At 66.0% G+C, this 25,344-nt stretch carries 24 protein-coding genes and 2 pseudogenes; 11 read left to right on the top strand and 15 right to left on the bottom strand.

The window, feature by feature from the left end; translation table 11 throughout:
• Positions 1-28: 28 nt before the first annotated feature.
• The 6 genes and pseudogenes from EJA05_RS13125 to EJA05_RS13105 form a co-directional block, all read right to left on the bottom strand.
• The gene (locus tag EJA05_RS13125; protein WP_125858557.1) at positions 29-610 is read right to left on the bottom strand and encodes a DUF3156 family protein; all 582 of its coding nucleotides are present in this window, start codon (positions 608-610) and stop codon (positions 29-31) included.
• Positions 591-2,090 (bottom strand): APC family permease, encoded by a 1,500-nt coding sequence (locus tag EJA05_RS13120; protein WP_110993868.1) that lies wholly within the window; start codon positions 2,088-2,090, stop codon positions 591-593. The genes EJA05_RS13125 and EJA05_RS13120 overlap by 20 nt, the downstream gene beginning before the upstream one ends.
• A 267-nt stretch (positions 2,091-2,357) precedes the next feature.
• A pseudogene (locus EJA05_RS28570) lies at positions 2,358-2,591 on the bottom strand (methyl-accepting chemotaxis protein); the annotation flags it as partial.
• 54 nt (positions 2,592-2,645) lie between these two features.
• Positions 2,646-2,861, bottom strand: a pseudogene (locus EJA05_RS28565) (PAS domain-containing protein); the annotation flags it as partial.
• 555 nt (positions 2,862-3,416) lie between these two features.
• Positions 3,417-4,343, bottom strand: a complete 927-nt coding sequence (locus tag EJA05_RS13110; RefSeq protein WP_125858555.1) for a p-hydroxyphenylacetate 3-hydroxylase reductase component — start codon at positions 4,341-4,343, stop codon at positions 3,417-3,419.
• 118 nt (positions 4,344-4,461) lie between these two features.
• Positions 4,462-5,631: a p-hydroxyphenylacetate 3-hydroxylase oxygenase component gene (locus tag EJA05_RS13105; protein ID WP_125858554.1), complete on the bottom strand. Its 1,170-nt coding sequence runs from the start codon at positions 5,629-5,631 to the stop codon at positions 4,462-4,464.
• A gap of 339 nt (positions 5,632-5,970) precedes the next feature.
• On the opposite strand from EJA05_RS13105, the gene EJA05_RS13100 reads away from it, so the two are divergent.
• The 6 genes from EJA05_RS13100 (at position 5,971) to EJA05_RS13075 (ending at position 12,022) form a co-directional block, all read left to right on the top strand.
• Positions 5,971-7,458, top strand: a complete 1,488-nt coding sequence (locus EJA05_RS13100; RefSeq protein ID WP_125858553.1) for an aldehyde dehydrogenase family protein — start codon at positions 5,971-5,973, stop codon at positions 7,456-7,458.
• Positions 7,455-8,111, top strand: a complete 657-nt coding sequence (locus tag EJA05_RS13095) for a helix-turn-helix transcriptional regulator (RefSeq protein WP_125858552.1) — start codon at positions 7,455-7,457, stop codon at positions 8,109-8,111. The genes EJA05_RS13100 and EJA05_RS13095 overlap by 4 nt, the downstream gene beginning before the upstream one ends.
• Before the next feature lie 76 nt (positions 8,112-8,187).
• The gene (locus EJA05_RS13090; protein WP_125858551.1) at positions 8,188-9,006 is read left to right on the top strand and encodes a molybdenum cofactor biosynthesis F family protein; all 819 of its coding nucleotides are present in this window, start codon (positions 8,188-8,190) and stop codon (positions 9,004-9,006) included.
• Positions 9,003-9,794, top strand: coding sequence for an SDR family NAD(P)-dependent oxidoreductase (locus EJA05_RS13085; RefSeq protein WP_125858550.1), 792 nt, complete (start codon positions 9,003-9,005; stop codon positions 9,792-9,794). The genes EJA05_RS13090 and EJA05_RS13085 overlap by 4 nt, the downstream gene beginning before the upstream one ends.
• The gene (locus tag EJA05_RS13080) at positions 9,791-10,558 is read left to right on the top strand and encodes an SDR family oxidoreductase (protein WP_125858549.1); all 768 of its coding nucleotides are present in this window, start codon (positions 9,791-9,793) and stop codon (positions 10,556-10,558) included. Before EJA05_RS13085 ends, EJA05_RS13080 begins: the two co-directional genes overlap by 4 nt.
• Before the next feature lie 150 nt (positions 10,559-10,708).
• Complete coding sequence (locus EJA05_RS13075; protein ID WP_125858548.1) at positions 10,709-12,022, top strand: alginate export family protein; 1,314 nt, start codon at positions 10,709-10,711, stop codon at positions 12,020-12,022.
• Between the two features lie 976 nt (positions 12,023-12,998).
• Here EJA05_RS13075 and EJA05_RS13070 read toward each other — a convergent pair.
• Positions 12,999-13,877 carry a Dyp-type peroxidase gene (locus tag EJA05_RS13070; protein ID WP_125858547.1) on the bottom strand — a complete coding sequence of 293 codons (879 nt, stop codon included), beginning with the start codon at positions 13,875-13,877 and terminating at the stop codon, positions 12,999-13,001.
• A 182-nt stretch (positions 13,878-14,059) separates the two neighbouring features.
• Between EJA05_RS13070 and EJA05_RS13065 the strand changes: the two genes are divergently transcribed.
• The gene (locus tag EJA05_RS13065; protein ID WP_125858546.1) at positions 14,060-14,953 is read left to right on the top strand and encodes a bile acid:sodium symporter family protein; all 894 of its coding nucleotides are present in this window, start codon (positions 14,060-14,062) and stop codon (positions 14,951-14,953) included.
• Between the two features lie 77 nt (positions 14,954-15,030).
• On the opposite strand, the gene EJA05_RS13060 is transcribed toward EJA05_RS13065, so the two are convergent.
• Positions 15,031-15,492: a sterol desaturase family protein gene (locus tag EJA05_RS13060; RefSeq protein WP_125858545.1), complete on the bottom strand. Its 462-nt coding sequence runs from the start codon at positions 15,490-15,492 to the stop codon at positions 15,031-15,033.
• Positions 15,493-15,932: 440 nt separating this feature from the next.
• Here EJA05_RS13060 and EJA05_RS13055 point away from each other — a divergent pair, with 440 nt between their 5' ends.
• Positions 15,933-16,646 (top strand): MgtC/SapB family protein, encoded by a 714-nt coding sequence (locus tag EJA05_RS13055; RefSeq protein ID WP_125464000.1) that lies wholly within the window; start codon positions 15,933-15,935, stop codon positions 16,644-16,646.
• On the opposite strand, the gene dksA is transcribed toward EJA05_RS13055, so the two are convergent.
• From dksA to EJA05_RS13040, 3 genes are all read right to left on the bottom strand, one after another.
• Positions 16,643-17,050 carry an RNA polymerase-binding protein DksA gene (gene dksA / locus EJA05_RS13050; RefSeq protein ID WP_125858544.1) on the bottom strand — a complete coding sequence of 136 codons (408 nt, stop codon included), beginning with the start codon at positions 17,048-17,050 and terminating at the stop codon, positions 16,643-16,645. The two genes, EJA05_RS13055 and dksA, sit on opposite strands and share 4 nt — an antisense overlap.
• Positions 17,051-17,139: 89 nt before the next feature.
• Entirely contained in the window at positions 17,140-18,477 is a 1,338-nt protein-coding gene (locus tag EJA05_RS13045) for a dihydroorotase (RefSeq protein WP_125858543.1), read from the bottom strand.
• 2 nt (positions 18,478-18,479) lie between these two features.
• The gene (locus tag EJA05_RS13040) at positions 18,480-19,040 is read right to left on the bottom strand and encodes a gamma carbonic anhydrase family protein (protein WP_125858542.1); all 561 of its coding nucleotides are present in this window, start codon (positions 19,038-19,040) and stop codon (positions 18,480-18,482) included.
• Between the two features lie 265 nt (positions 19,041-19,305).
• Here EJA05_RS13040 and EJA05_RS13035 point away from each other — a divergent pair, with 265 nt between their 5' ends.
• A complete protein-coding gene (locus EJA05_RS13035; protein ID WP_125858541.1) occupies positions 19,306-19,809 on the top strand; it encodes a GNAT family N-acetyltransferase in 504 nt (167 codons plus the stop codon).
• 4 nt (positions 19,810-19,813) lie between these two features.
• Here EJA05_RS13035 and EJA05_RS13030 read toward each other — a convergent pair whose 3' ends face one another.
• On the bottom strand, positions 19,814-21,382 hold the full coding sequence (locus tag EJA05_RS13030) for a sensor domain-containing diguanylate cyclase (protein WP_125858540.1): 1,569 nt from the start codon (positions 21,380-21,382) through the stop codon (positions 19,814-19,816).
• A 58-nt stretch (positions 21,383-21,440) separates the two neighbouring features.
• A complete protein-coding gene (locus tag EJA05_RS13025) occupies positions 21,441-22,277 on the bottom strand; it encodes a DNA-binding protein (RefSeq protein WP_125858539.1) in 837 nt (278 codons plus the stop codon).
• Between the two features lie 177 nt (positions 22,278-22,454).
• Between EJA05_RS13025 and EJA05_RS13020 the strand changes: the two genes are divergently transcribed.
• A complete protein-coding gene (locus EJA05_RS13020) occupies positions 22,455-23,285 on the top strand; it encodes an alpha/beta fold hydrolase (protein WP_125858538.1) in 831 nt (276 codons plus the stop codon).
• A 13-nt stretch (positions 23,286-23,298) separates the two neighbouring features.
• Here the strand turns inward: EJA05_RS13020 and EJA05_RS13015 are convergent, their stop codons facing one another.
• Together EJA05_RS13015 and EJA05_RS28560 are read right to left on the bottom strand one after the other, a co-directional pair.
• A complete protein-coding gene (locus EJA05_RS13015; protein WP_125858537.1) occupies positions 23,299-24,177 on the bottom strand; it encodes a LysR family transcriptional regulator in 879 nt (292 codons plus the stop codon).
• On the bottom strand, positions 24,164-24,292 hold the full coding sequence (locus EJA05_RS28560; protein WP_258646458.1) for a hypothetical protein: 129 nt from the start codon (positions 24,290-24,292) through the stop codon (positions 24,164-24,166). Before EJA05_RS28560 ends, EJA05_RS13015 begins: the two co-directional genes overlap by 14 nt.
• 22 nt (positions 24,293-24,314) lie before the next feature.
• Here EJA05_RS28560 and EJA05_RS13010 point away from each other — a divergent pair, with 22 nt between their 5' ends.
• The gene (locus EJA05_RS13010) at positions 24,315-25,307 is read left to right on the top strand and encodes an NAD(P)H-quinone oxidoreductase (protein ID WP_125861308.1); all 993 of its coding nucleotides are present in this window, start codon (positions 24,315-24,317) and stop codon (positions 25,305-25,307) included.
• Positions 25,308-25,344 lie beyond the last annotated feature (37 nt).

Genomic DNA, 25,344 nt, shown 5'->3' with positions numbered 1-25,344 from the left:
GCGATAGGGGCGCGTAGCGCCCCCACTTTCAAAACTCGCGAAGGATATGCTGCAGCGCCTCGAAGGCCTGCCAGAGATACCCGCGCTGATCAGCGCTGAGCGGGATATAGCGGCGGAACGCGGGCACCCGGTTGACCACTTCACTGGCCCCCATATGCTCCAGGGTGACCTGCCACTGGCCACCCTCGCAGCCAATGCTAAGGCGCTTGAAGTCCAGCGGCATCAGTGCTGCCTGCAAGGCACTATCGCCGCCGATACGCGCCTGCATAAGGTCGAACAACGCCTTGTCACCACCTCGCTGCCGACAGGCCAGGCCAGTGCGGCGCAATGCCCCGCGGTGATGCATGTCCAGCTGCACCGTGCCCTGCCCCGAGGCAGGCAGGCGCAGGCGGAACTCGCACATCACCAGGTGCATCAGCAGGTGGCTTTCGGTGCGTTCGCGCACCTCGACCACCGGGCCATCCTGCCGGTAGGTAAAGGTGAGCGGAGCTGCCCCGGATTGCAACTCCGCCAAACCGAGGTTGCGCTGCAGCCGCGCCAGGGTCGCCCCCGGCCGGTAGCCGGCCGGGGCGCGGGGGCCAGTCAGGCGTTCAAGCCAGCTTGCCGACATGCTGCACCTGCTCGCTGTGGAAGTGGCCAGGTTCGGCGCCGAACTCTTTCTCCAGCACATCCTCGACCCGCGCCGGCTGGAACGGGTTGACCTTCTGCACGCAGAGGGTCCAGAACAACGCGTAGGCCGCCGTAGCGCCCAGCATCACGGCAAACGGCACATACACATCGGCGGGGTTCATGCCCGGCGGGGTGATGAACCACATGCCCAGCAAGATGCCGATGCTGGAGACAATCTGCGGCAGCGGGAACAGCGGCGAGCGATAGGCGCGCGGCAGGTCCGGGCGGCGAATGCGCAGGATCACCACCGACAGCGTCACCAGCAGGTAGGCCGTGCTCCAGGCGCACACCGCCGCCAGCACCAGGTGCAGGATGTTGTCGGTGTTGCCGCCCAGGTACCAGGCGTGCAGGCACGGGATCAGCGCCACCACCAGGATGCACAGCAGCGGCGTCTTGAAGCGCGGGTGCAGGTAGGTGAACACCTTGGGCAGCGCCCCATCCACGGCCATGCCGTAGAGAATCCGCGGCACCCCGGCCATCAGTGTGTTGATGGTGGCCGCGCCGGCGAACAGGAAGCCGATGCCCAGCCACACCGGGCCGATATCGCCCATCACCTGCTCGGCGAAGCGCGGGATGGCCATGGGGGTGTCCAGCAGGTGCACGCCGCTGGCGGCGTCGAGCAGCACGTTCTCCACCTGGCGCTTCATCGCTGCGCCGTAGATGAACATGCAACTGGCCACGCCGAACAGGCCCAGGGCCATGGCCTTGGGCATCACCCAGGCCGAACGGCGCAGCTCCGGGGCCAACGGCGTGACGAACTCGCAGCCGACGAACATGAACATGGCCATGCCCACCAGCGAGAGGATGGTCATCAGGTCGGTGCCGACCATCGATACGCCGAACGGCCCTTCCAACTGCACCGCCGGCGCCGCCAGCAGGCCGAGTACGCCGAACACCATCAGCGTGGTCCACATGCCGAAGGTCAGCACCACCTCGGCGCGGCCGAAGGCGCTCACGCCAAAGGCGTTGAGCACGCCGAACGCCAGGACGAAGCCCACCCCCAGCAGCCAGGAGCCGCCGGCGGATTCGGCGAGGGTATTGAGGTGCTCGAAGTTCACCAGCGCCATCACCCCCGAAAGGATGGTCTCGGCGGTGCCGGCGAACACATGCACGATCAGGTAGGCCGACAAGGTGCCGGTGATGGCGAAGAAGCGGCCCAGGCCGCAGTTGATGTAGTCGTAAACGGAGCCGGTGGTCGGCAGGATCGCCGCCGCTTCGGCGAAGGTGGTCGACTGCGCGAGCATCATCACGGCCGCAATCACCATGGCCACGGCGAAGGCGCTGCCGCCGATGCCGAAGCCCATGGTGGCGGTGAGGATCACGGGGCTTGCCATGATCAGGCCGACGGTGCTGGCCAGCGCGGTGGGGAAACCGACGCTGCCGCGGTTGAGGTGCTCGGTGAGCTTATTGTTGATTGTCATGGGGTGGGCCCTGGCTGGACGAGGGAAAGATGACGGCTTGCCGGGCGCGCCGCAAGTGCTGGCGATCCGGCGGTGCAAGGCTTGCGACCACATCGCCGGCAAGCCGGCTCCCACAGAGGTCATGCAAAACACCTGTGGGAGCTGGCTTGCCAGCGATGCAGGCAACACCATGTTGCTGTTCTAGCGCGATCACTTTGACTTTCCCCGCCACAGCGGTCTTGCCACTGCCTGCCGCCCTGCTTGTTGCTGGCTGCCAGTTCAGCCCTGCAACATCGCCTGGATCTGCTGGGTGGCCTGGCGAGTACTTTCGGCGAGTTTCTTCACCTCGTCGGCCACTACCGAGAAACCACGCCCCACCTCTCCGGCCCTGGCGGCCTCGATGGCCGCGTTCAGGGCCAGCAGGTTGGTCTGTTCGGCAATACTGCGGATCACCCCCACGGCGGTGGCGATCCGGGCATAGGTGGCCTCGTTGTGCGCCTGCAACTGCTGGTGGCTGGCCTGGGCATTGCGCTCGTCGCTGATATCGCGCACAGCGCCCAGCACGCGTACCAGCACCCCTTGCGAGTCCCGCACCGCACGGCCGCGCTCGCGGCACCAGATGTAGCCGCGCTGCTTGTGGCGCATGCGGTACTCGAACACGTATTCGCCGCTGGCATGCACGCCCAGGATCTCGCGCTCGAAGATGGTCATGATCTGCGCCAGGTCGTCAGGGTGGGTAATGCCAACCTGGGCATCCCAGCCATCGGCCAGCTCCTTCGGGCCGTAACCCATCACCGCGCGGAAGGCATCGGACAGGCGCATGCGGCTGTGCGGATGGTGCACGTCACCCTGGGCGACCTCGATATCCCAGGTGCCCTCGGTCAAGGTGGTTTGCAGCAGGCTCCAGAAATGCGCCTGGCGCTGGTGCCCTTCGCTGGCCTGCAGCTGTTGATCCAGTTGTTCACGCAGCAGCGCGCATTCGCCCTGCAACTGCTGCTGTGCCGCTTGCTGCTGCGCGTGCAGCCGTTGCTGGCTGGCCAGCGTTTCGCCCAACAACTGCAGCTCTTGTGCCTGCGCTTGCAGCTCCCGCGCCTGGCCTTGGCGCTGCTGCTCCAGCGTTTGCAGGGCCTGCAACAAGGGCGGGTGGCGGCGCACCTGCACCAGGCTTTCGGCAATCTCGCCACGGCCAAAGCGGGTCAGCGCCTCGGCCAGCGTGGCCACCCAACGTTCATTGCGAAACAGCATTCACGCCCCCTTGAACCATCGAACAAAAGCGCGAGTTCAACCCAAGTCGGCGGCCGCCGTCTTGCGCCGGCCTGCCGCTGGCTTGACCTTGGCTGCCAGGGCTCAGCGGCTGATGATTGCCTTGAGCACGGTCTTGAAGGTCTGCAGCTGTTCCTCGCTGAACTGGCCGAACACCTGATCCTGCTGGGCCTTGGCAATGCTCCACAGCCCTTCGGTCTCGATGCGCCCGGCCTCGGTCAGGCACACCCGGCCGTTGTCGTCGGTGACCAGCCCCTTGCGGGTCAGGTTGGCGATGGCCTCGCTCACCTCGCGTTCGGGCATCGCCACTTCGCCCAGCAGTTCGGCCTGGGCCAGCCCGGCGTCGTGTTCCAGCACCATCAGCATGCGTGCCTCGCTGGTGCGCAGGCCGGTGGCCAGCTGGCGCGGCTGGTAGCGGGCCTGGTAGGCGCGCAGGGCCTGGGTCATCAGGTAGTACAGGTTGTGCTGCAAACGGCCCTGGAAGTGGCTGCTGGCCGGCGCGCCTTCTGCGCGGCGGGTCATCCGCGTGTGCGGCAGGACCATGGAATAGGCGCCCTGGTGGTACAGCAGCGGCGAGCGGCCGAGGTCGTCGAAGGCCAGCACCTTGCCGACCAGGATCCAGTGGTCGCCGCCATCCAGCTGCTGGAACTTCTGGCAGCGAAAGCGTGCCGCGCAGTCGGGCAGCAAGGGCGCACCGCCCTCGCCTGCCTGGTAATCGATACCGGCAAAGCGGTCGTCACTGGGGCGGGCGAAGGTATTGGACAGGTCGATCTGGTCAGCGGCCAGCACGTTGACGGCGAAGTGCTCGGCGGCGTCGAACACGGCGTGGCTGCTGGAGCGTTTGTCGATGCTCCAGAGAATCAGCGGCGGGTCGAGGGACACCGAGTTGAAGCTGTTGGCAGTGACGCCGACCTTGTTGCCGGAGGCGTCGGCGGCGGTGATCACGGTGACGCCGGTGGCGAAGTTGCCCAGGGCGCGGCGGAAGGCACGGGTATCGAAGGGGGTGGACATGCAAGGCTCCAGTTCTTGTTATTCGGCTGAGGGCCTCATCGCTGGCAAGCCAGCTCCCACAAGCTACAGCGCAACTCTGTGGGAGCCGGCTTGCCGGCGATGGGGGCGACGCGGTCGATCAGGTCATCGCCGGATCCGGCTCCAGCCCCATCAGCTCGCGGCCGAGGATCTGCGCGCAGACGTCGTAGTCGGTGTAGGCATGGGCACCGGTCATGTGCGCATCGCGGAACAGCCGCTGCATCTCGCTGCTGTCGAACCAGGCGCCGCCACCGGCAGCTTCCATCAGCCTGTCCACAGCCTGGATGCACAGCTTGACCGCATAGCCCTGGTTGGTGCGCCAGTAGGCCAGCTCGGTCCGGGTCGGGTATTGGTGGCGTGCGCTGAAGTCGGCGATCTGCTCCCAGCTCTTCTCCAGCAGCGCACGGGCCGCGGCGACCTGGTGGGTGGACTCGGCCAGGCGCATCAGCGCCGGGGTGGCCGCGCCAACCGCCGCGCCGGTGTAGGCCCGCACGCGGTTGCGGGTCTTGTCCTTGAACGCTTCGAGCATGCGCTCGGCGATGCCCAGGCTGACGGTGGAGAAGCCACTGGCGAAGTACGGGCGGTACGGGTTGAAGTAGATCGCGCTATCCGGGTACAGGCCAAAGCCCGCCGAAGTGCCCTCCATCATGTCCTTGGCCTTCTGGATGCGGTGCTCGGGCACGAAGGCGCGCTCGACCACCAGCGTGCGGCTGCCACTGGCACGCATGCCGGCGGCAAACCAGTCGTCGCGGATCTGGTAGTCGCCGCGCGGCAGCACGGCGAAGCAGTAGTCCTGGCCGCCCTGCGGGTTGGCGCGGCGAAAGCCCATGATCGCCCACTCGGCATGATCACAGCCGCTGCTCCAGCCCATCTCGCCGCTGAACAGCACGCCGCCCTCGACCTCTTCGGTGCGGCCGAACGGGGCGATGCTGCTGCTGGCGGTGGCGTGCGGGTTGTCGCCCCAGACTTCGTCCTGCAGTTGCTTGGGGAACATCGCCAGTTGGTGGCTGTGGGTGCACAGCAGGCTCATGGCCCAGGCGGTGCTGGCGCAGGCGCCGGCCAGGGCGGCGATGCATTCGGCGAACTGCGGCAAGCTGATTTCCAGGCCGCCGTAGGGCTTGGGCAGGAAGGCCTGGTGCAGGCCGATGCCTTTGAGCAGGGCAATGTTTTCGGCGGGCACGGTACGCTCACGCTCGGCCTGATCGGCGCGGGCGGCGATGGCCGGCAGCAGGGGCTTGAGGTCTTCGAGCAGGGAGTTTGGCTTTTTCATGGTCTGGCTCATTGTTATTGGACCCTGGCGAGCGCTGCCTGGTGATGGCGGCTCGCTGATGAATGCCGGGTCAGTATGGGAGCCTGGGGTGGACTGGAAAATGCAACTTCCGCACCTCGGATTGTATTTTTCATGGGGCGGCTTTGTGGCTGGCAGGCAGGGTCATGGGGGTGGCAGGGGTAGGCAAGAACACTGAGAACGCTGGCGTTAGGCTCGGGATATGAATACGTCCCCATCGCGGGGCAAGCCCGCTCCCACGCCATCTGCTCAGGTTGCAATCCAAGCTGTGTGGGAGCGGGCTTGCCCCGCGATTGAACACTGTCTTGCGGAGCCCAAAGCATGAGCGAAATCCCCCTCCTCCCCAGAGTTACTGCGTTCCTCGCACGCCACCACGGCCTGTACATCCACGGCCAGGCCATCGCCAGCCAGTCCAGCGCCAGGATCAAGGTGGTCAACCCGGCCAATGGCGAGGCCATCGCCGGAGTGGCCGACGCCTGCCAGGCCGATGTCGAGCTGGCAGTCGACTCCGCCCGCCAAGGCTTCAACGCCTGGTCGCGCACCAGCCCCGCCGCCCGCGCCGCGGTGCTGTTCAAGCTGGCTGATCTGCTCGAAGCCAACCGCGAAGAGCTGGCCCAGCTGGAAACCCTGCAATCCGGCAAGCTGATCAACATCGCCCGTGCCTTCGAGGTGGAACAGGCCGCGCACTTCTTGCGCTACTACGCCGGCTGGGCGACCAAGATCACCGGCCAGACCATCACCCCGTCGCTGCCTTCGTTCGCTGGCGAGCGCTACAGCGCCTTCACCCTGCGAGAGCCGGTCGGCGTGGTGGTGGGGATCGTGCCGTGGAACTTCGCCACCATGATCGCCATCTGGAAGCTCGCCTCGGCCCTGACCACCGGCTGCAGCATCGTGCTCAAGCCCAGCGAGTTCACCCCGCTGACCCTGCTGCGTATCGCTGAACTGGCCACCGATGCCGGCCTGCCAGCAGGCGCGCTCAACGTGCTGACCGGCGGTGGCCTGGTGGGCAAGGCGCTGGTCGAGCACCCGGGCACCGACAAGGTGTCGTTCACCGGTTCCGTGCCCACCGGCATCGCCGTCGGCCAGGCAGCCATGGGCGCCAAGCTGACCCGCGCAACCCTGGAGCTGGGTGGCAAGAATTCGGTGGCGTTCCTGCCCGATGTCGGCATCGACAAGACGGTGGACGGCATCATCGAGGCGGGCTTCCTGCATTCCGGGCAGATCTGCGCAGCCGGCGAGCGCTTCTTTGTCCATCGCTCGCGGATCGAGCCAATGCTCGAAGCGCTGTCGCACCGTTTGGGGCAGCTGAAAACCGGCTCGCCGCTGGATGAGAGCACCCAGTTCGGCCCGGTCGCCAACAAGCCACACCAGCTCAAACTGGCCGAGCTGTTCGCCACCGCCCGCGCCGAAGGCAGCCAGGTCATCCACGGCGGGCGTATCGGCGACGGCCCAGGCTGCTTTGTCGAGCCTACGGTGATCCTCGCCAACAGTGCCGCCGACACCCTGCTCAACCAGGAAACCTTCGGCCCGGTGGCGACCTTCCTGCCGTACGACGACGAAGAGCAACTGCTGCACCTGATGAACGCCACGCCCTACGGCCTGTCCGCCAGCCTGTGGAGCAACGACCTGGGCAAGGCCATGCGCCTGATCCCGGAGATCCAGGCCGGCACGCTATGGGTGAACATGCACACCCTGCTCGACCCGGCGGTGCCCTTCGGCGGCATCAAGGCCTCCGGCATCGGACGTGAGTTCGGCTCGGCGTTCATCGACGACTTCACCGAGCTCAAGTCCGTGATGATCCGCTATTGAACCTGCACGACAACCTGGGCCGATACTGCCTGCAGGCGTTCAGCCAGCAGGTGCCGGCGGCGCTGGCGGCGTTCTACCGCATCGATGCCAGGCAGCAGGCCTGCGATTTCCTGTTGCAGGACCTGCAGGCGCCCATGCATGCGCGCTACTTGCAGCACTACCGCGCCTACGACCCACTGCAACCGGCGCGCTGCCTGGCCATCGGCACGCCGGTGGTATCGCTGCGCCAGGGCCTGGCCCACCTGCCCGAAGCCCAGGGCAACACCTACCGGGGCTTCCTGGCCCGACACCAGGTGGTGGATGTGGTGGAGATCATTGCCCAGGTCGGCGGCCAGCCGCTGGCCGGGGTGTCGCTGTTGCGTTGCGCAAGCCAGGGCGAGTTTCGCCCTGACGAGCTGCAGCGCCTGCTGCCCTTGCACGGGCTGATGCAACTGGCGGTGGCCAGCCAGCCCATGGCGCCAAGGCCGGCAGCGGTCGAACTCACCCCCCGCGAACGGCAGATCGCCGAACTGCTGCGCCAAGGCCACAGCAACAAGCTGATCGCCCGGGCGCTGGAGGTCGGCCTGCCCACCGTCAAGACTCACCTGATCAACCTGTTCCGCAAGCTCGGGGTGAGCAACCGCACCGAGCTGGTGGCGTTGCTGTTCCTGTGACTCAACCTTCCGGTTGATACCGGGCCGCCGCGCCGCGTTGCACCCTGTGGGCACCTAAACCCCAGGAGTCACGCACATGTCCAAACCCTCCGACTGGATCACCGTAGGCGCCCTTGCCGAGGGCTTCGCCCCGCAAGCCTTCATCCTGCCGCAACGCGCCGACCTGAGCGGGCGCAGCCTCACCCTGCACTTCGCCAATGGCTGGCTGATCGAGCACCGTTTCGACACTGATCAACTGCACTGGCACGCCGCCGACGGCCATAGCCAGGGCACGGCCAGCTACCGCGCCACCTCGGTGCGCGACGGCATCTACCTGGTGGATTTCATCAAGCACGAAGGCGGCCAGGCCTGGTCGGTGTCGCTGGTGCTCGACACCCTCAGCCAATCCTTCACTGCCGTGCTTGGCCGCTTGCCGGGCCAGGCCCGCAGCCAGCGTGGCCTGTACGACCTGGCCCTGGCCGGCGAGGCACTGACCGGCGTCGAGGCCAGGTTCCTGCACGGCACCCTCGACCGCCCCTGGCAGGACGGTGCCTGCCCGCACGCGCCGACCCGCGAGCTGGTAGGCCTGCGCAATCACTACCGCTACAGCCCGACCGAGGAGTACGAACACATCTACCTCAACCCCGACTACTACAGCTGGCAGTGCCTGAAGGGTGTCGAGCAGGGGCTGTGCGACACCGACCGTGCTCATTACTACAAGATTGCCGAGCAGCTGTACCTGTTCGTCTGGTGCGAGAAGATCGTGCCGACCCTGGGCCTGGTGATGATCGACCTGCAGCAGCACCGCAGCGACGGCAAGATCTTCGGCTACGAGGGCGGCAGCTTCGATGCCCTGGCCAACTTCCCCGTGTCGTCGTATTGCCGGGTGGTCAACCGCACGGAGTACCCGCAGTGAGCCGCAGCGTACTGATCACCGGGGCCGGCAGCGGCATCGGTGAAGCCTGCGCCCTGCGCCTGGCAGCCCAGGGCTGGCAGGTGGCGCTGGTGGGCCGTCGCCGCGAGGCGCTGGAGCGTGTCGCCCAGGCCACCGCAGGCCTGGTGTTGGCGGGTGATGCGGCCGACAGCGCCACCTGGCGCGGCTTCATCGAACAGGTGGATGCGCGTTTCGGCGGGCTGGACGCCGTGATCGCCTGCGCCGGCGGCCATGGCCTGGGTCGGGCCACCGAGACCAGTGATGAAGCCTGGCAGGCGGCACTGCGCAGCAACCTCGACAGCGCCTTCCAAACTGCTCGCGCCTGCCTGCCGCTGCTGATGCGGCGGCGCGGCAGCCTGGTGCTGCTGGGTTCCATCGCGTCCTTGGCAGCCGGGCCCGAAGTGTGCGGCTACACCACGGCCAAGCACGCACTGGTCGGCCTGAGCCGTTCGCTGGCCCGCGACTACGGCCCGGCCGGCGTACGGGTGAACTGTGTATGCCCAGGCTGGGTGCGCACGCCCATGGCCGATGAGGAAATGCAGGTGCTGATGGCCCATCACCAGGAAGACCTCGACGCGGCCTATCGCAGGGTCACGGCCGACGTGCCGCTGCGTCGCCCGGCCAGCAGCGACGAGATCGCCGCCGTGTGCGAGTTCCTGGTCAGCCCGGCGGCGAGCATCGTCACCGGCGCGGTACTCACCGCCGACGGCGGCGCGACCGTGGTCGATGTGCCCACCCTGCCTTACACCCGCCTGGCGCCACAGCCATGAGCGCCCGCTTCGATTTTCAAGGGCGCACGGTGCTGGTGACCGGTGCTGCGGGTGGCATCGGCCAGGCCATCGTCGAGGGGTTTGCCCATGCTGGAGCGCGGGTGATTGCAGTGGACCTCGACCCGGCGGCACTGCGCCAGGTGGTCAAGGTGCAGCTCGCCCTGGGCCATGAGGTCGAGGGGCTGGCCGTGGACCTCGCTGACGAGCAGGCAATCGCAACCCTGCTGGCCGGGCTGGAACGCCTGGACGTGCTGGTACACAACGCGGCGTATTTTCCGCTCACACCCTTCGCCGACATCACCCCGGCTCTGCTGCAACGCACGCTGGCGGTCAACCTGGGCGCGCTGTTCTGGCTGACCCAGGCGGCGTTGCCGTTGTTCCGTCGACAGGGCAGCGGCTGCGTGCTGGCCACCTCATCGGTGACCGGCCCGCGGGTGGCCTACCCAGGCCTGAGCCATTACGCCGCGTCCAAGGCCGGGGTCAATGGTTTCATCCGCAATGCCGCGCTGGAGCTGGCCCCCCTGAACGTGCGGGTCAACGGCGTCGAACCGGGCATGGTGCGCACCCCGGCCATGGGCAACCTCGGCGACCCGGCCCTCAATGCGCGGATCGCGGCCGGGGTGCCGCTCGGGCGCCTGGGCGAACCCAGCGATATCGCGGCGGCGATGCTGTTCCTCGCCTCGGACGCGGCGGCCTACATCACCGGCCAGACCCTGATCGTCGATGGCGGCGCCACCCTGCCCGAAACCCTGGCCAGCCCCTGAGCTGCCCTGGCGGCGACGTGCAAGTGGGCTGGCAGCCACGGGCAAGACCCGCCCCGGCGTTCCACGCGCTAATGGCCCGTCGCTTCAGACACCTCTGCCTCCACAACAACGCGGCACTCAAGACCGCACACAACAAACGAGGAACGATCCATGCGTCTCACTCCACGTCGCACCGCGCTGGCCACCGCCCTGGCGCTGCTGGTCAACGGCCAGGCCAGCTCGGCCTACGAACTGTATGCCGACGACGACACCCACCTGAACGCCGACATGCTGGCGGTGTGGGGCATGTTCAACAGCCGCCACAACTACGACGGCACCCCCGGCGGCTCGACCTGGCGCGAAGGGTTCATCAAGTACGGCATGAGCGGCGACCAGGGCCTGGCCGGCAATGGCAGCCTGTATGGCGCGCTGAACTGGGTCAGTTCCGGTGCCTGGGGCGATGGCGATGCCGGCGGCAACCAGGATGGCAGCGAACGCACCACCAAGATCGAGGATGCCTACCTGGGCTGGCGCTCGGGCGACCTGTTCCCGCTGTTGGGCAAGGATGGCGTGGATGTCTCCGGCGGCCGCCAGGTGATCAAGCTGGGCAACGGTTTCCTGATCAACGATGACGGCCCCAACCTCGGCAAGGGCCCGGCCGATGGCCAGCTGAACCGCGGTGGTGGCTTCTACCTGGGTGCCCGTCACGCGTTCGATCGCACGGCCATGTTGCGCCTGGGCGGTAACGAGGGGCTGCACGGCAGTGTGTTGTGGTTGAAGTCCGATAACCGAGCGCAGGCCGAGACCGAGTTGGCTGCCGGGACCCTGGACTACACCAATGAGCTCGGCACCCTGGGTTTGACCTACATCCACGGGATCGACGTTGCCGACCAGTGGGCCAGCGAGTTCCAGAAGGCCCGCGAAGGCATGGACGTTTACAGCTTGCGTGGCGAAGGCAGTGCCGGGCTTGAGAACACCCGGCTTGCCTTTGAGTACGCCTGGCAGGACAAGCGTGGCGGCCACGAAACGGCCTGGTACGCCGAGGCGGGCTACACCTTCGCCGAGGCGCCCTGGGCGCCGCAACTGACCTACCGCTACACGCGTTATTCAGCAGGCTGGGATTTGCTGTTTACCGGGCTTTCCAGTGGTTATGGCACCTGGATACAGGGTGAAGTGGCGGGCAACTATGCCGGGCCGTTCAATACCAATAGCGGGATTCACCATATCGGGCTCAAGGCCACGCCACGGGACAACGTCACGGTCGGGGCGTTGTTCTTTGACTTCAATACGGTGCGTACGCGGGACACGCTCGATCTCGATGCCCAGGAGCTGGATCTGTATGTGGAGTGGGCGGTGAATGAGCACCTGATCGTTACGCCGCTGGTGGGGTTGTTCAAGCCGCGCAGGGATGAGAGCAATGGGGGGAATCAGGTGGGGAGTGGGACCAATGTTTATAGCCAGTTGACGGTGGCGGTGCCGTTTTGAGGGTGTAGGTGGGTGCTTCGGCTTCGGCTTCGGCTTCGGCTTCGGCTTCGGCTTTCAGAGTGCTTGTTTTGATAGATGTATGCGCATTCAGCGGCGATGGCGACTTTTAGTCACCTTTCCGCCCTTACGGCGGCCTACTTTTTTCTTGGAAAAAGTAGGCAAAACCGCCTGCTCCCATCATACGGCCCCTGCGCTGCGCTCCGGGGTCCCCTCGCTCCGGTGCCTTCCGGGCCCGCGCGGCCTACGACTTGCTGCGCAAGTCTACATCTCGCGCCTTCGGCTTACGCCGAAGGGTGCTGCGCACCAGGGCCCTCCAGTCACCTCCACTCGGCCTCCTGAAGTCGCAATTTGTGTTGCCTGGACTATCGCGCGCTTAGAAGCAAAATCAAGAGCAGATCAAGAGCAGATCAAGAGCAGATCAAGAGCAGTAATGCGGCTATCTAGGTTTGGCTGTTGTTTATGTGTTGTTTATTCGGGCCCTATCGCCGGCAAGCCGGCTCCCACAGGTACAGCGCAAGTTTAAAAGTTCGCACTAACCTGTGGGAGCTGGCTTGCCAGCGATTGCAATCCTGAGCTCCCAACCCATCCAACTAGCGACAGCTAACGCCAGCCCAGGCGCCGCCCCTAACTTCGCGACTTAAGGAGGCTGAGCGTAGGCGTCTGGAGGGCCCTGGTGCGCAGCACCCTTCGGCGTAGCCGAAGGCGCGAGATGTAGACTTGCGCAGCAAGTCGGAGGCCGCGCGGGCCCGGAGGACGCCGGAGCGAAGGGACCCCGAAGCGCAGCGTAGGGGCCGTATGATGGGAGCGAGCGGCTTTGCCTACTTTGGCCAAGACCAAAGTAGGCCGCCGTAAGGGCGGAAAGGTGACTACGCGTCGACATCGCAAATGAATGCGCATACAACTTTCAAAACCAACAAACCAATGGCTAATGGCTAATGGCTAATGGCTAATGGCAAATGGCAAATGGCAACCAGAATCACCCCAACAAAACCCGCAAATCAGCCCCCGCCTCACCCATTGGCGGACACCAGTAATACCCCCCACTCAAAGGCCGACTGAAGCGGTAAAGCCCATCAACCACCCCATCCTCCAACCCGCTCATACGCCGCAGTTGCACCTCGAACGCATCCAGCGAATAGCCCAGCGCAACAAACGCCAGCCCCGCCCCACGCTCATCGGCCCAAGCCACCGAACGCCGCACGACAAACGCCTCGGGTTCGAAGCTCTCCTGGGCCGTACGCTTGACGTGCGCCGACTCCGGCGCGTCATCGAGCTCCTCGTTGTCGCTAAGGCGCCGCCCGATGATGTTGTCCTGCTCTTCCTGCGGCAGCGCCTTGAAATAGTTCAGGTCATGCTTCCACAACTGGAACGCGGCAAAGCTGGAGCCCGCCAGGCCAGGTGCGTCACCTGGAACGATGGCGGCATCGACCGCGTCCTGGTCCACCGGGTTTTCCGTACCGTCCTCGTACCCCGTCAGGTCATGCCCGCCGCGGTGCAGGAAACCATCAACGCTATCGACCAGGTGCAGCGCCGGCGCCAGCATCGCTTGCAGCGCCTGGGCACGCAGGAACAGCTCACCACGCTCCTCGCCACGCAGCCACAACCACAGCGCGTGCTGGGTCGCCGGGTTCTCCACCACGGCGTCCAGTTGCGGGAAGCTGCGCAGGCCCGGCACTTCGCGGCCCAGGGCCTTGGCCAGCGGCGCGCCGACGCACAGGATCAGGCTCTGCCCATCGACTTCGGCGATCAGCTGGTCGAGCACGGATGGCAAGGCCTCATGGCAATCGAGGGCGAAGAACAGGTGGCGGGCATGGGCCGGCACCGGGGTGGCAAGCAGACCTTGCTGGAACGGCATGACAGGCTAATCCTTCGGCAAAACGCAGATGCTACTGCGCCAGGCGCAGCATCGCAACGCGACGCAGGGCCGCTGTGCCCGTGGCTTTGGTAATAAATGGTTACCAAGTATGGCCCTTTGCGATTAGCTATCGTTCAGCCGCCACCTAGACTGCTCGGGATCCTTCGCCCGAGAGACCACCCATGACTGCCTCGCCGCTGCTCACCGCAATCCTGCCCCTGGCCCTGGGCATCATCATGCTCGGCCTAGGGCTGTCGCTGACCCTGGCCGATTTTGCCCGGGTGGTGAAATACCCCAAACCCGTGGTCATCGGCCTGGCCTGCCAGATCCTGCTGCTACCCCTGGTGTGCTTCCTGATCGCCAACGGCTTTGGCCTGGAGTCGGCGCTCGCAGTGGGCCTGATGCTGCTGGCCGCCTCCCCTGGCGGTACCACCGCCAACCTGTTCAGCCACCTGGCCCATGGCGACGTGGCCCTGAACATCACCCTCACGGCCGTGAACTCGCTGATCGCCATCCTCACCATGCCGCTGCTGGTCAACCTGTCGCTGATCTGGTTCATGGAGTCGGACCAAGCCATCCCGCTGCAATTCGCCAAGGTAATGCAGGTGTTCGCCATTGTCCTGCTGCCGGTGGCGCTGGGCATGCTGATCCGCCACTGGGCACCGCGCTTTGCCGCGCGCATGGAAAAACCGATGAAGCTGGTGGCGGCGTTGTTCCTGGCCTTCACCATCGTCCTGGCGCTGGCCAAGGACTGGCAGACGGTGGTCGAGTACGCACCAATCGTGGGTGGTGCCGCGCTGCTGTTCAACGTGCTCAGCCTGGGGGTGGGTTACTGGCTGCCACGGCTGCTGAGCATCCCGAAACGCCAGGCGATCGCCATCGGCATGGAGATCGGCATCCACAACGGCACCCTGGCCATTGCCCTGGCACTGAGCCCTTCGCTGTTGAACAACGCGACCATGGCAGTGCCAGCGGCGATCTACAGCCTGATCATGTTCTTTACCGCAGGGGCCTTTGGCTGGTGGGTGAGCCGGGGCCATGGGGTGGAGAAGGCAGCTGGCCAACCTGCGAACTGAGCCCATCGCGGGGCAAGCCCGCTCCCACGCTCAAGTTCAGTGGCTGCAACGTGGGAGCGGGCTTGCCCCGCGATAAGTCAGCCCCGACGCCGTTTGAGCTGCTGTTTCAAAACCCGCAACGGCGGCGCATAGAAGAACCCGAACGACACACTGCCCTGGCGGCCTTTCACCGCATGGTGCAACTGGTGCGCCCGATGCAGGCGCTTGAGGTAACGGTTGACCGGCTTCGGCGCCCGTGGCCAATGCCGGTGAAAAAAGCCGTCATGGGCCAGCACGTAGGCCACGCCATACCCCGCCACGCCGCCGCCCACCCACTGCAAAGGCGCGTGCCCGGCCTTGCCCAGTGCCACCAGCGCCGTGGCGATCAAGCCCAGGGCGACAAGATACAGGTCATTGGTTTCCAGCATGCCCAGCTGCGGTTCATGGTGCGAGCGGTGCAGCCACCAGCCCCAGCCATGCATGACGTACTTGTGGGCCAGCGTGCCGACGCCCTCCATGGCCACCAGGGTGCCGAACAGCACGGCGAGATTGAACAGCATGGGACGGTCCGGGGGTTGGCAACGAAAAGCGCAAGGGTACCATTGCCCAGCGCCGATGTTCCATGAAGGCCGCCCACCTGCACGCGCCCGCCGTAACACAATTGTCATGCTCCCAGCCTTGACCCTGCCAGGTTCAAGGCGTAAGGTCCGCCGCGCATTCAAGCATCCCCCGCACAGGAGACCCCTGCATTGGACAGTAGCCCCAGTCGCTTGCGACAGGCCCACATGGCGAGCTAGTCCGGCAGTGTCCCTGCCACTGTCTCGCCGCACTCGGTAGACGGTGGTTTCCTCAGGTCTTTGACGACCTACCCTTCCTCCTCTTCCCCGCCCCGCCACTTCGTTGGCGTGCCGGCCCGTGGTCCTGCGCATTCACCGTTTTCAACCGCGCCGCCGTGCAAGCGGCGCCTGCATGGGCCAAGGCCTGTGGAACGAGGTTCGCTATGGATTGGAAAATCTTTCTGCTGCGCGTGAGCGTGGCCCTGGTACTCGGCGCGCTGATCGGCGCCGAGCGGCAACTGCGTCAGCGCCTGACCGGCCTGCGCACCAACGCGTTGGTCAGCACTGGCGCCTGCCTGTTCGTGCTGATGACCCAGGCCGTGCCGGGCATGAGCCCCAGCGATGCCTCGCGCATCGCCGCCTATGTGGTGTCGGGCATCGGCTTTCTGGGCGGTGGCGTGATCATGCGCGACGGCTTCAACGTACGCGGCCTGAACACCGCAGCCACCCTCTGGTGCACCGCCGCGGTCGGGGTGCTGTGCAGCCTTGGCCTGTTGCTGGAGGCCGCGTTGGGCAGCCTGGTGGTGCTGTGCGCCAATATCCTGCTGCGTGACATCGCCCAACGGCTGGACCGCCAGGAGGTGGTGCCGGCCAGCGAGGTCGAGCAGCGTTTCGAAGTGCGCATCGTCTGCCGCGCCGAGGACGAGATCCAGGTGCGCAGCTTGATGCTGCACAGCCTCAGCGACCCAGGCCTGCGCCTGCAGTCGCTGCACAGTGAGGACCTGGCTGACCCGGCGCGCCTGGAAGTGCGTGCCGAACTGCTGGGCAACCCGCAGGCACCCGCCACGCTGGAACGCCTGGTCAGCCGGGTGAGCCTGGAGAAAGGCGTGAGCTCGGTGCGCTGGCAGCTGCAGGCCCTGGCGCTGAACAGCGATTAAGCGTCGTGGCGCAGATGCCGCTCCCTCAGCTCCTGGCGCTCCTTGGCTTCGATGCTCAGGCTGGCGGTGGGCCGCAGCAGCAGGCGGCGCAGGCCGATCGGCTCGCCGGTTTCCTCGCACCAGCCGTACTCGCCACGGGCCAGGCGCTCCAGCGCCTGGTCGATCTTGTCCAGCAGCTTCTTTTCGCGTTCCAGCGAGCGCAGCTGCCAATGGCGTTCTTCCTCGGCACTGCCGATATCGGCCGGGTCGCTGTGCACCTCCTGCTCGCGCAGGGCGCGGAATTCCTGGTCGATGCGGGCCTGCAGCGCGTCGCGTTCGGCCAGCAGCAGGTTGCGGAAGTATTGGCGTTGGGGTTCGTTCATGTAAGCGCTGACAGGCTGGCGCAGCAGTTCGTCTTCGGTCATTGGTGTACTCCTGTGAAATTTGGGGGGCGCTTTGCGCCCCAATCGCTGGCAAGCCAGCTCCCACACCGACCGCGCCGCCGGCGGTTGGGCTAGCGCTCGAACATCAATGGCAGCCCCTGGCAGCCGTCCTGCACCTGCCCTTCATGCCAAGCCAATTGCCCGGAGACCACCGTGCTGCGCACCACATGGTGAAAACTGCGCTGCGCAAACGGCGTCCAGCCGCAATGGGCCAGCACCGGATCGGCCGCCACCGGGCGCGGTGCAGCCAGGCGCTCTACCAGGGCAAAGTCGGCCCAATACCCTTCACGCAAGAAGCCCCGCTCACGAATGGCGAACAGCTCGGCCACTGCGTGGCTGGTCTTGCGCACCACCTGCGGCAAACTCAAGGCCCCCTCACTGACCAGCTCCAGCGCCGCCGGGAGCGCGTGCTGCACCAGCGGCAAGCCGGCCGGCGCGCGGCTGTAGGTGCGGCGCTTTTCCTCCAGCGTGTGCGGCGCATGGTCGGTGCCGATCACGTCGATGCGGTCCTCGGCCAGCGCCCGGCGCAGCGCCTCGCGGTCGCTGGCGGTCTTGATCGCCGGGTTGCACTTGATCAGGTGGCCGAGGCTGGCGTAGTCGCTGTCGTCGAAATGCAGGTGGTGCAGGCACACCTCGGCGGTGATGCGCTTGCCGGCCAGCGGGCCGGGCTCGAACAACGCCAGCTCCCGCGCGGTGGTGAGGTGCAGCACGTGCAGCCGGGTGCCAAAGCGCCTGGCCAGCTCGACGGCCAGGCTGGACGAGCGATAGCAGGCCTCGGCATCGCGAATCAGCGGATGCGCGGCCGGCGGGATGAATTCGCCGTGTCGGTCACGCCACCAGGCCTCGTTGTCGAGGATGCTGGGCGTGTGTTCGCAATGGGCAAGCACGATGGTCGGCGCATAGACGAACAGTTTTTCCAGCACCTGCGGGTCGTCCACCAGCAGGTTGCCGGTGGACGCCCCCATGAACACCTTGATCCCGGCCACCTCGCGTGGGTCGAGGGCGGCAATGGTGTCGAGGTTGTCGCGGCTGACGCCGAAGTGAAAGCCATAGTTGGCCTGCGACCCCGCCGCCGCCCAGCGCCGCTTGTCGGCCAGGGCCTCGCGGGTCAGGGTCGGCGGGCTGGTGTTGGGCATGTCCATGAAACTGGTGATGCCCCCGGCCACCGCCGCCCGCGACTCACTGGCGATGCTGCCTTTGTGCGGCGCGCCCGGCTCGCGGAAATGCACCTGGTCGTCGATCATCCCCGGCAGCAGGAAGGCGCCCTTGGCGTCGATCTCCCGATCTGCGCGCACGTTATCGATGCTTGCGTCGATCCGCTCGATGCGACCGCGGCGCACCAGCAAGTCGGCGTCGAACTCACGCCCCTCGTTGACCAGCCGGGCATTGCGTACCAGCAGCCTGTCCATGCTCAGAACTCGTTGTGCAGGGCCTTGTAGCCCTGCACCAGGTCGATGTTGGTGCGCGCCACGTCCTCGGAGAACTCCGAGGCCGAAACGCTCACCGGCGGGTAGCTGGCAAGGTCGGTGTGCGGGCCGATGTGTTCGGTGGGCGGTACGTAGAAACGCGCCGGCAAGTCGCGGCCATCTACCACCGAGTTGTGCCGCACCACGCTGCCGTCACCCACCTTGCAGTTGAACAGCACGCTGTTGAAGCCGATGAACACCCGGTCGCCGACCTCGCACGGGCCGTGCACGATGGAGCGGTGGGCAATGGAGCTGAACTCGCCGATACGCACGCCGGCGCCGGACTTGGAGTGGATCACCACGCCATCCTGGATATTGGAGTTGGCGCCGATGACGATGGGCTGCATGTCGCCGCTGGCATCCACCTCGTCGGCGCGGATCACCGCGTAGGGGCCGACGAACACGTTGTCGTGGATGATCACCTTGCCGCAGATGATCGCGGTGTGGTCGATGTAGGCCGAGGCGGCGATTTCGGGGAGATGGCCGGAGGGGTTTCTGCGGATCACGGAGGGAGACCTTGGTCGGTGAGAGTAGTAAATGTTACGTTATAACAATTACAATGCAAGCACTCTCGACAGGCCTCATCGCTGGCAAGCCAGCTCCCACACAACGAACTTGCACGGCCGCTCCTACAAATACAGCTGCTCCTACCTCGATCGCATAACCCTGTGGGAGCTGGCTTGCCAGCGATGAGGCCGGCCCAGGCCAGCATCGATCTTGATCACCTCTGGCTTTAGGGCACAATCCCACTACCCACCTCGAGCCCCTGCCATGACCGTTCGCCCTACCCTCGCCACCGACCTCCCCCTGCTGCCCGCCATCGAACGCTCCGCCGCCCAGGCGTTCAGGCAGTACCCGACATTGGCCTGGCTGGCCGACAGCGAGGCCATGGCTGAAGCAGCGCATGCCGAATTTTTCCTGGCGGGCACCAGCTGGGTGGCGGTGAATGCGCAGGACCGGCCATTGGGTTTCCTGTGTGCCAACCGTGTCGGCGCGGTGCTGCACATCGATGAGCTGTCGGTCCGCCAGGACGCCCAGGGCCAAGGCCTTGGCCGGCAGTTACTGGATCGGGCGGTAACAGCGGCGCGCCAGCTCGGGCTGCAGGCAGTGACCCTGACCACCTTTGGCGAAGTGCCGTGGAATGGGCCGTTCTACCAGCGTTATGGGTTCGAACGGCTGGGGGATGAAGCGCTGGATCAGCGCCTCAAATCGATATTGGCAGGCGAACGGGCGCATGGGCTTGAAGATCGTTGTGCCATGCGGCTAGCCGTTTAGACGCTCAGGGCTGCACACCGACTTCCACACTGCCCGCCAGGCAAAACCGGTCCCTGCCCTGGTGCTTGGCCTGATACAGCGCCGCATCCGCCGCAGCCATCAGGTTTTCTGGTGTCACCGCCTCCAGGGTGGGCGCCCCCACGGCGATGCCGGCGCTGACCGACACCTGTCCCAGCGGGCTGCCAGCGTGTTCGATGGCCTGGCGGCGTAGCAGTTGCAGGACTTCCTGGACGATCTGGCTGGCGCCCTGGGCATCGGTATTGGGCAGCAACAGGGTGAACTCCTCGCCGCCATAGCGCACCGCCAGGTCGCCCGGGCGCTTGAGCACTTGCTTCAACAGCCCGCCAAAACGGCGCAGGCACTCATCGCCGGCCAGGTGCCCATAGCGGTCGTTGTAGGCTTTGAAATAGTCGAGGTCGAGCATCACCAGCGCCACCGCATAGCCCTGCCGACGCGCCCGACGCAGCTCCGGCTCCAGCACCGCGTCCAGCCGCCGGCGGTTGCCCAGCCCGGTCAAACTGTCGGTGAGGGCCAGCGCCTTGAGCGTCTGGTGGGCCTGGTGTAACGCCCGCTCGATGACGATGCGTTCGCGTAACTGACGCAGCACCACCCAGCCAAAGCCGGCCACCCCGACCAACAGCAAAACCAGCACCACCAGCGACTTGAGCATGTCGTGGCGCCACGGCGCGATGATCGACTCGCGGGACAACCCCGCCTCCACCACGAGCGGGTAGCTCGACAACGCGCGAAATCCATACAAGCGTGGCGTGCCATCGACCACCGCCACCGCCTCGGCCACGCCCTCGCTGGCATAGGGCAGGTATTTGCGGAAGATATCGCTGCCCGCCAGGCTGCGGCCGATCACCTGCTCGACGAATGGCCGGCGCACGAGGATGGTGCCATCGCGCTTGGCCAGCACCAGGGCGCCGCGCTCGTCGATCTTGAAGTCGCCGTAATAGCGCACGAACCAATCGACCTTGATGGTGCCCAGCAGCACCCCGGCAAAGCGGCCGTCAGGGTAGTCCAGGCGGCGCGAGATGGGGATGATCAGGTCATTCGTGGAGCGGCTGCGCACCACCTCGCCGATGCGTACCTGGCGGTCGGCGTGGGTGCGGTGGTAGATGAAATAGTCACGGTCGGCGTTGTTGGCATTGGCCGGCACCACGTCCTGGTCGGTGACCACCCAGCTGCCGTCCGGCGCGTAGACGAACAACCCGTGCAGTTGCGGCATGATCTGCACCTGCTGCTTGAGCAGCGCATGCAGGCGCGGCCGGTCGATGTGCTCGAAGCCATCGCCTTCCAGGCGCTCGGCCAGCGCCGCGGTAATGGCGTCGACCTGGCGGATGGCATCCTCGGCGTGCTGGGCGGTGGCCCGGGCCAGGTTGGTCACCGCGTTCTCGGCGTTGAAAAAGGCCTGGCGGTAATCGCGCCAGATCCGCCAGCCCTCGATCAGCATGAAGGCCAACATCACCACGGCCATGAAACCCAGCACCAGGCGGAACAACGCCACGGCACGGCCCTCGCCGGTCACGGCAAAGGCGCCCTCCTCAGTCTGCTTCCTGGCTGCGCACATCTGGATCCCTTGTCATCCAACTCTCGACGGCAATGACTATAGCCTGCCCGGTGGCAGCTCAGGGGGGCGCAGCCCCCTGCTGGATGGCGCGCAGCTGGGCCAGTTGCTGGTCACGCTCGGCGCACTGACGGCGCAACTCTTCGCCGGCACCCTGGGCCTGAGCAAGGATCGCGCGCAAGCCCTGCACCTGGGCATCGCGTTGCTCCAGCTGGCCGTCAAGCAGCGTGCATTGCGCAACCGCCTGGCGCTGCTCGGCCAGCAGGCGTTCGTTGTCGCGGTGCAGGCGGGTCAGCTCTTCCTGACGGGCGATGCCACCCTGCTGCAGGGTTTGCAACTGGCCCTGCAACTGCCGCACCTGGGTGTCGACACGCCGCTGCTGGTCTTCAAGCGAGCGAATTTGCGCGTCCTTGTCGGCCAGGCGCAACTGCAGCTCACCGAGCGCCTGATCAAGACTGGCGCTGCGCAACAGTTCCGCCTGCAGGCTGGCCTGGGTGGTGGCCAGTTTGTCCGACGCGGCCTGCAAGGCACTGGCCTGAACCTGGTGCTGCTGATGGGCAGCGGCCAATGCGCGCTGGCTCAGTTGCAGTTGCAGCTGCAACTGCGCGCACTGTTCGTTGTGCTGCGCCTCGGCCGCGTCGATGCGCGCCTGCCCTTCTTTTTGCAGTTGCGCCGCCAGTTGCGCGACCAGCCGCGTCAGCGGCTCGCTCAGGCTGCTGCTATCAGCCAGCCCGACGGGCTGCTGCTCAAGGGATTTGAGGTGCCGGTGAATGGTGGTTTTAGAGCCGGTATTGCCGAGCTCGATACGTATTGCATCGATGGTGGGATGCTCGCCCCTGGCGATCAGCGATTGCTGAGCCTGCTGAACTTGCGCTTTGCTGATGCCGGCCCGGGCCATGCTGTCTCCGATACTTCGTAGCGTGGTACGTATTACGTAATTGGCGTGAATTCTGCACCCGCGCGGGGTTCATTACAAGACGAAAGGTCATAGGCAAACGCCGTTTGCTCCTACAGTTGTTCGACGGCCTGACAACTCAGGCTGCCTGCGCAGGCTCATCACATAGGAGAAGCGATCATGGGCTACGTCACGACGAAAGACGGCGTGGAAATCTTCTACAAAGACTGGGGGCCACGGGACGCCAAGGCCATTCACTTCCACCACGGCTGGCCGCTCAGCGCCGACGACTGGGATGCCCAACTGCTCTACTTCCTGGCACGGGGCTACCGAGTGATCGCCCATGACCGCCGTGGCCATGGCCGCTCAAGCCAAGTGTGGGATGGCCACGACATGGACCACTACGCCGACGATGTGGCAGCCGTGGTCAACCACCTCGGTAGCCAGGGCGCCGTGCATGTCGGCCATTCCACCGGCGGTGGCGAGGTGGTCCGCTACCTCACCCGCCATCCCCAGGACAAGGTGCCCAAGGCCGTGCTGATCAGCGCCGTGCCACCGCTGATGGTCCAGACCGAGAGCAACCCCGGCGGCCTGCCGAAATCGGTGTTCGATGATTTCCAGGCCCAGGTCGCGGCCAACCGCGCGCAGTTCTTCCACGACGTGCCCGCCGGGCCGTTCTACGGCTACAACCGGCCCGGGGCGAAAGCGGACGAAGGGGTGGTCCTGAACTGGTGGCGCCAGGGCATGATGGGCAGCGCCAAGGCGCACCACGATGGCATCGTCGCCTTCTCCCAGACCGACTTCAGCGAAGACCTCAAGCGTATCGACATCCCGGTACTGGTGATGCATGGCGATGACGACCAGATCGTGCCCTATGAAAACGCCGGGGTGCGCTCGGCCGAGTTGCTGCGCAACGGCACGCTCAAGCTCTACCAGGGCTACCCCCATGGCATGCCGACCACTCATGCCGAGACCATCAACGCCGATCTGCTGGCGTTCGTGCGCAGCTGAACGGGTGCTTTCGTCAGCCAGCCGAAGGCATGGCGAAGGCACGCACCAGCGCCTCGATCACCACCCGCACCCGTGCGGTGTGGCGCAAGTCCTGATGGGTGACCAACCACACCTCATAGGGCTTGCGTCGCGCACGGGTCGGCCACAGCCGGCGCAGGCCGTCGCGCTCGCCGAGCTCGATGGGGATTTCGCCGACGCCCAAGCCGCTGGCGATCGCCCGCCGCAACATCAGGTTCGAGCCGACCGCCAGCGCCACCCGCGCCTGGCCTATCGGCTCATCCACCAAAGTCGGTGACGGGTTGCCGCGCCAGTACGGCTCGTAGACCACCAGCTCATGACCGCTGAAACCCTCGCCCTCGCCCGGCTCGCCACAGCGCTGCACATAGCTGTCGCTGGCGAACAGGCCCAGCGACCAGCTGGCCAGCTTGCGCAGGACCAGGTCCGGGTTGTCGGGGCGCAGGTTGCGGATGGCGATATCGGTTTCGCGCTGGGACAGGTTGACCAGCTCCGAGCCACTGGCAAGGATCACCCGGATCTGCGGATGGCTCTGCTGCAATTGCGCCAGTGCCGGCAAGACAAAGTCGCAGGCCAGCGAATCGGTGGTTGCTATCCGCACCTCACCGGCCAACTCGTTGTCGGTGCCCTGCAGCCGTGCGGCCAATTCCAGCGCCGCGCGTTCCATCTGCTGCGCCAGTTCCGCCGCCAGCTCGCCGCTGGCGGTCAATTGATAGCCCGCGGGCGTACGCAGGAACAGCGTCGAGCCCAGGTCGGCCTCCAGCGCCGCCACCCGCCGCCCCACCGTGGCCTGATCGACCCGCAGCACCCGGGCCGCCCGGCGCAAGGTGCGTTCGCGGCTCAGTGCCAGCAGCATGCGTGCGTCATCCCAATTCATCAGCGCGTTCCTCGAAGAAAATCTGCAACGGTGCGCCGCAAAAACGCCGCGCGACCGCCGGGAGGTTGTTGCCTACCCTGTGCGGCACGTTGTTCAGAATGACAGAGGTCACCATGCGTCACATCCTCCCCCGCCACATGACTGCCATCGAGATTACCCAGCCCGGCGGCCCGCAGGTGCTGCAGCCGACCACCCGCGACACGCCACGGCCTGGCCCGCGCGAAGTTCTGATCGAGGTCCACGCCGCCGGCGTCAACGGCCCGGACCTGCTGCAACGCAAGGGCCTGTACGATCCGCCCGCGGGTGCCTCGGACATTCCCGGCCTGGAAATCGCAGGTAAGGTGGTGGCACTGGGCGAACAGGTCAGTCGCTTCGCCCTCGGCGATGCCGTGCTGGCCCTGGTAACCGGTGGCGGCTATGCCGAATACGCCGTGGCCGATGAGCGCACCACCGCGCACCTGCCCCAGGGGCTGAGCATGATCGAAGCGGCGGCGCTGCCGGAAACCTTCATGACCGTATGGGTCAACCTGTTCCAGCGCGGCGGTTTCAAGGCCGGCGACAGCATCCTGATCCACGGCGGCGCCTCGGGCATCGGCACCACCGCCACCCAACTGGCCAAGGCCTTTGGCGCAAGGCAAATCTTCACCACGGTCAAGGACGCAGCCCAGCAGGCCGCCAGCCTTGAACTGGGCGCCGATGTGGCCATCGACTACACCCGCGAAGACTTCGTCGAGCAGGTGATGCTGCACACCGAGGGCAAGGGCGTAAATGTGATCGTCGATATCATTGCCGGCGACTACGTGGCGCGGAACTTCCAGGCCGCCGCCATGGACGGGCGCATCGTGCAGATCGGCGTGATCAAGGGGCCGGCCAGCGAGGTGAACCTGTTCCCCATGCTGACCAAGCGCCTGACCCATATCGGCTCGACCCTACGCGCGCGCAGTGCCGACGACAAGGCGGCAATTCTCGCCGAGCTGCAGGCTCAGGTCTGGCACCACGTGCACAGTGGCGCGGTCAAGCCGCTGATCCACGCCACCCTGCCGCTGGCGGCGGCCAGCCAGGCCCATGCATTGATGGAGTCGGGCCGGCATATCGGCAAGGTGGTGTTGAGCGTGGCGCACGAGGGCTGAACCGCCCAGAGCGCCACTGTGGTAGCAAGCGTGCCGA

Origin of the sequence: Pseudomonas oryziphila (assembly GCF_003940825.1) — a bacterium.
Lineage (GTDB): Bacteria > Pseudomonadota > Gammaproteobacteria > Pseudomonadales > Pseudomonadaceae > Aquipseudomonas > Aquipseudomonas sichuanensis.
Note: the sequence above shows the minus strand (reverse complement) of the source record. Positions and strands in the feature narration are given on the sequence as shown.